Annotated in this window: 5 protein-coding genes and 1 tRNA gene; all 6 read left to right on the top strand. The window is 35.2% G+C overall.

All coding sequences use genetic code 11. From position 1 onward, the window contains the following. Positions 1–283, top strand: a 283-nt coding sequence (locus VFS71_RS14665; protein ID WP_326402150.1) for a LolA family protein, incomplete at its 5' end; no start/stop codon positions are given. A gap of 8 nt (positions 284–291) precedes the next feature. Continuing rightward, positions 292–1743: an LptF/LptG family permease gene (locus VFS71_RS14670; RefSeq protein ID WP_326402151.1), complete on the top strand. Its 1452-nt coding sequence runs from the start codon at positions 292–294 to the stop codon at positions 1741–1743. 1 nt (position 1744) lies between these two features. After that, on the top strand, positions 1745–2878 hold the full coding sequence (gene ribB, locus VFS71_RS14675) for a 3,4-dihydroxy-2-butanone-4-phosphate synthase (protein WP_326402152.1): 1134 nt from the start codon (positions 1745–1747) through the stop codon (positions 2876–2878). Between the two features lie 312 nt (positions 2879–3190). Continuing rightward, positions 3191–3278, top strand: a tRNA-Ser gene (locus tag VFS71_RS14680). 175 nt (positions 3279–3453) lie between these two features. After that, the gene (locus tag VFS71_RS20265) at positions 3454–3660 is read left to right on the top strand and encodes a phosphate acyltransferase (protein ID WP_414656003.1); all 207 of its coding nucleotides are present in this window, start codon (positions 3454–3456) and stop codon (positions 3658–3660) included. A 630-nt stretch (positions 3661–4290) separates the two neighbouring features. Further along, the coding region (locus tag VFS71_RS14685; RefSeq protein ID WP_326402153.1) for a hypothetical protein at positions 4291–4906 on the top strand (616 nt) is incomplete at its 3' end.

Below are 4906 nucleotides of genomic sequence, written 5' to 3' on the forward strand. Positions count from 1 at the left end.
TACAGGTTATAAATTCACAATGGATATTGTTCAAAATGTAGGTGGTAAAAAAATACAATACGTTAAATTGACTCCCACAAATGCCAAAGATCAAAGAAAAGAGATTTTGGTAGGAATCGATTCCAAAACCAATAACATTTATAATGTCATAGAAATTGCCAAAAAAGGAACCAAAACTACATTGACGGTTAATTCTTTTAAAACAAATCAGACATTGCCGAAAAATCAGTTTACCTTTGTTGCAAGCAAATATCCCAATTATTACATCAATAAATTAGACTAATTATTTAGGTGAAGATTCTAGACAGATACTTATTAAAAACATTTCTGGGTACATTTGCTACGGTATTTGTTATCCTTTTTTTTGTGTTCATCCTGCAAACGGTCTGGTTATTTATTGCCGAATTGGCCGGTAAAGATTTGGATTTCGTAATGGTTATCAAGTTTTTGGCTTTTTCGATGCCTCGAATTGTACCTTTGGTTTTACCGCTATCTATTTTATTGGCTTCAATAATGTCTTTTGGAAATTTATCTGAGCATTACGAATTTGCAGCAATGAAATCTTCGGGTATCTCACTGCAAAGAGCTATGAGAAGTTTGACTATCGCTATTGCGATATTGAGTATTGTGGCCTTTTTATTTGCCAATAATGTGATTCCATATGCTGAATTCAGGTTTGTCAATTTCAGAAAAAACATCGCCCAGGCTAAACCAGCACTTGCTATTACCGAAGGTCAATTTAGCGACGTTGGTATGTATAATATTAAAGTGAATAAAAAATCGGGAGAAAATGGAAATCATCTTACAGGGATTACCATTCATCAAAAATCACAAAATGGTGACGGAAGCAAAACGGTGATTCGTGCCACAGACGGAGAATTAATCAGTAGCGATAAAACAAGTATTCTGCAATTGGTTTTGAATGACGGTAATTATTATCAGGATATTGTGCCTAAAAAATATGAGGATCGTGATAAATTGCCTTTTGCCAAAAGTTCTTTTAAAAAATACCGCATCAATATTGATTTGTCCCAATTGAATAAAGTGGACACTAAAGACGAAACAGTATCTGCGACCAACTCGATGTTGAATGTAAATGATTTGCGATACACATTGGATTCCTTGAATAAAAACAGAGATGCTGAAATTGTGTCATTTTCTGAAAACAGTGGCGCAAGAATAGGTACACTAACCGACAATAAAGCTCCTCAGCTTGCAAAGAAAAAGCCTTTGATTAAAAATTTGTTGTCCATCTACGATAACAAGCAAAAAGCTGAAATTTTAAAAGCCGCCAGTAGTAATGCACAAAGTACATTGTATACTATTGATGCCACAAGAAGTGAACTGGACAATAAAAAGAAAAATATAAACAGCCATATTTTATCCTTAAATGATAAATTTGTTATTGTTTATGCGTGCTTCTTGATGTTTTTTATAGGAGCGCCATTGGGTGCGATTATTAGAAAAGGAGGTCTTGGTTTACCGATTGTATTCGCAGTTTTAATTTTTATATCCTTCCACTTTATCAATACGTTTGGGAAAAGAATCTCTCAAGAGGATGGTTTAACCCCTTTTCTTGGAGCTTGGATGTCATCCTTAATTCTTACACCGCTAGCACTTTTGTTGACTTATCGTGCCACTAATGATATTGGTTTGATTAATATGGATGTAATATTAACACCTATACAAAAAGCATTTCAAAAATTGTTTCAAAAAATAATTCCATCTCAAAATAAAGAATAAGATGTCTACCACAAAAATACAACTCAACACAATAGAAGAAGCTATTGAAGATATTCGTCAAGGCAAAGTAATTATTGTAGTTGATGATGAAGACCGTGAAAATGAAGGTGATTTTCTAGCTGCAGCCGAAAAAGTAACGCCCGAAATGATCAACTTTATGGCTACACATGGTCGCGGTTTAATATGTGCACCACTAACAGAAAGCCGTTGTAAAGAACTAGGATTGCATGTGATGGTAAGTAACAATACCGATCCTATGGAAACTGCTTTTACGGTTTCGGTGGATTTAAGGGGTAATGGAGTAACTACTGGAATATCTGCTTCTGACAGAGCCAAAACTATACTTTCGTTAGTTGATTCAAATACAAAGCCACATGATTTAGCACGTCCAGGGCATATATTCCCATTGATTGCCAAACAAGGTGGAGTTTTGAGAAGAACGGGGCATACCGAAGCTGCTATTGATTTTGCGCGTTTGGCAGGATTTAAATCGGCAGGGGTGATTGTTGAGATCATGAATGAGGACGGTTCCATGGCTCGATTGCCACAATTGGTGAAAGTGGCCAAGAAATTTGACTTAAAATTGGTTTCAATCGAAGCATTGGTTGCCTATAGAATGCAACACGACAGTTTGATTGTAAAGAAAGAAGATTTTGATGTTGAAACCCGTTTTGGCACTTTTAGGCTAAGAGCGTATCAACAAACAACCAACAAGCAAATACATATTGCCTTGACCAAGGGAACCTGGAATATAGGCGAACCAATACTAACCCGTATTAACTCTACTTCGGTGAACAATGATATATTGGGTACATTGACCAATGATGCCCATAAAAAATTGGATGATATGTTTCAAATAATCAATGAAGAGGGCAAAGGTGCAGTATTGTTTATTAATCAAGAATTGCAATCAATAGATTTATTGAATCGCATTGTTGAATTGAAAGAATTACAAGCCAAAGGCGAATTCAAAGCGCCACAAATCAAGATGGACAACAAAGATTTTGGTATTGGTGCACAAATATTGCATGATATAGACATTTCCAAAATTCGATTGTTATCAAATACACAGCAAACCAAACGCGTTGGTATGATAGGATACGGTTTGGAGATTAAAGATTATGTGGCATATTAGTTTTAGTGAACAGTAATCAGTAAAAAGTGATTGGATGAATCCTTCAGAATTATATTTTGAAGGATTTTTTTATGATCATCTTGATTCTGAATTAGCAATTATATAACGGATCATAGCCAATTACTAATCACTTTTTACAAATTACCCAATAGTTGCAATTTTTTTTGAAACTATTTTTTTTATAAAGTGTAGCAAATGAAACAATTAAAAATTTCCTTAAAAAATAGATGTAATTTTTCTAAAAATAGATTTGCATAACCAAAAAAGGTTCTTATATTTGCACTCGCAATCGGATAACGAAAGCGACATATTGGAGAAATGGCAGAGCGGTCGAATGCGGCAGTCTTGAAAACTGTTGACTGTAACAGGTCCGGGGGTTCGAATCCCTCTTTCTCCGCCAGTATTTAAACCCTCAACAATTGTTGAGGGTTTTTTGTTTTTAGCCTAATCGTCATTCGATATTACAGAGGCAATTATTTTGCCTTCTGCGTTAAAAGTAAAAGAAGCGATTGAACTTTTACATTCATTAAAAAACAGATTTGCTAATAGTTGAAGATATATAATCTGATTTTAATTTGAATCCAGTATTGTTCCAAAGAAAATGTCCGTTTTCAAGATTAGCTCGCAAAAAAGCAAATACTTTGAGTTTTACTAATTTGACTTCAGCTAATATTACCACTAAGTTGTTTAAATATCTCAATAAGACAGATTCCATTGATCCAATAGTTATGGGGCTGTATACATCTGTTCTTAGATTTCAATTGGAGGCGATTGTCAATTAAATTGTGAATATTACTACTATGGTTGTGATTGAAGTATATTGACGGATTTCACATTAAGAATGAGAAAACTGGAGTATGCTTAGTAGTTCTATTTTGAACTGCTTGTTGAACAGGTATTGTTATGTTGTAAATGAGTGATAGACTTCTTAATTCTTGGATTCCTATCCGATTATACAACGTAAAACATGTTCTAGCTGAAGGCCTGAATACAAACAAAATTCCTCTATGGAAATTAATTGATGCGATTCTTTGTTTAGGCTGACTTTAATTTTGATTAAATACAACCTTGCCTGTCTGTATGTTTTACCAGTAATACGTTGTACATCTTTGGGATAAATACACACCCTGATGTTTGCTCCTATCACACTACCACTTTTAATACATTATCCATACTTAGGATAGGGCTTTGAGTGCCTTTCTCCTGAAGGGAACAAAGTTAAGAAAATTACTTTAGTTTTAAGTTACCTAATAAGGTTATTATAGGCTTTTTACTACCGTTTTTGACCATCGTCTTTTGAAATGTGATATAAATGATGAAATATTTGCTGAGATCAATCCCGATTTAGTTGCAACGAATATTCAGGATGACAGAGTAGATCAATCATTTTTAAACTTAAATTTTAAACCATTATGGCAAAACAGAAAGGCATAATTAAATTGAAAGGTACTATCGGGGATATTACTTTTTATAAATCAAAGGATGGGTACATTGCCCGCGAGAAAGGTGGCATTGATGCCAACCGAATTGCCAACGATCCTGCGTTTCAGCGCACCCGTGAGAATGGAGCTGAATTTGGGAGAGCAGGAAAAGCGGGGAAAACATTGCGTTTGGCTTTTCGAACGTTACTACTGAATTCTTCAGACAGTAGAATGGTAGGCCGACTTACCCAATTGATGATGAAAGTAATTCAGGCGGATGCGACCAATGAACGTGGACTTCGAAACATTATTGATGGCGAGGCAGAATTGCTTAACGGCTTTGATTTTAACATCGGTGGAAAATTAAGCACTACATTGTTTGCGCCATATGCTGGTGCAATAAATCGTGCCACCGGAGAAATAACTATTGATTTAGTTTCTTTTATACCAAGAAACATGCTGGCAGCCCCGAGTGGCACAACTCATTTTAAAATTATCTCAGCTGGGGCTGAAATTGATTTTGAAGCAGAAACATTTGTGACCACCAATTCTGAAACCGCAATTTTGCCTTGGGACAGCAACCCAACGGCGGCGATTAATCATTTGA

It is taken from the genome of Flavobacterium sp., assembly GCF_035760125.1.
In the GTDB taxonomy this organism is placed as follows: Bacteria; Bacteroidota; Bacteroidia; order Flavobacteriales; family Flavobacteriaceae; genus Flavobacterium.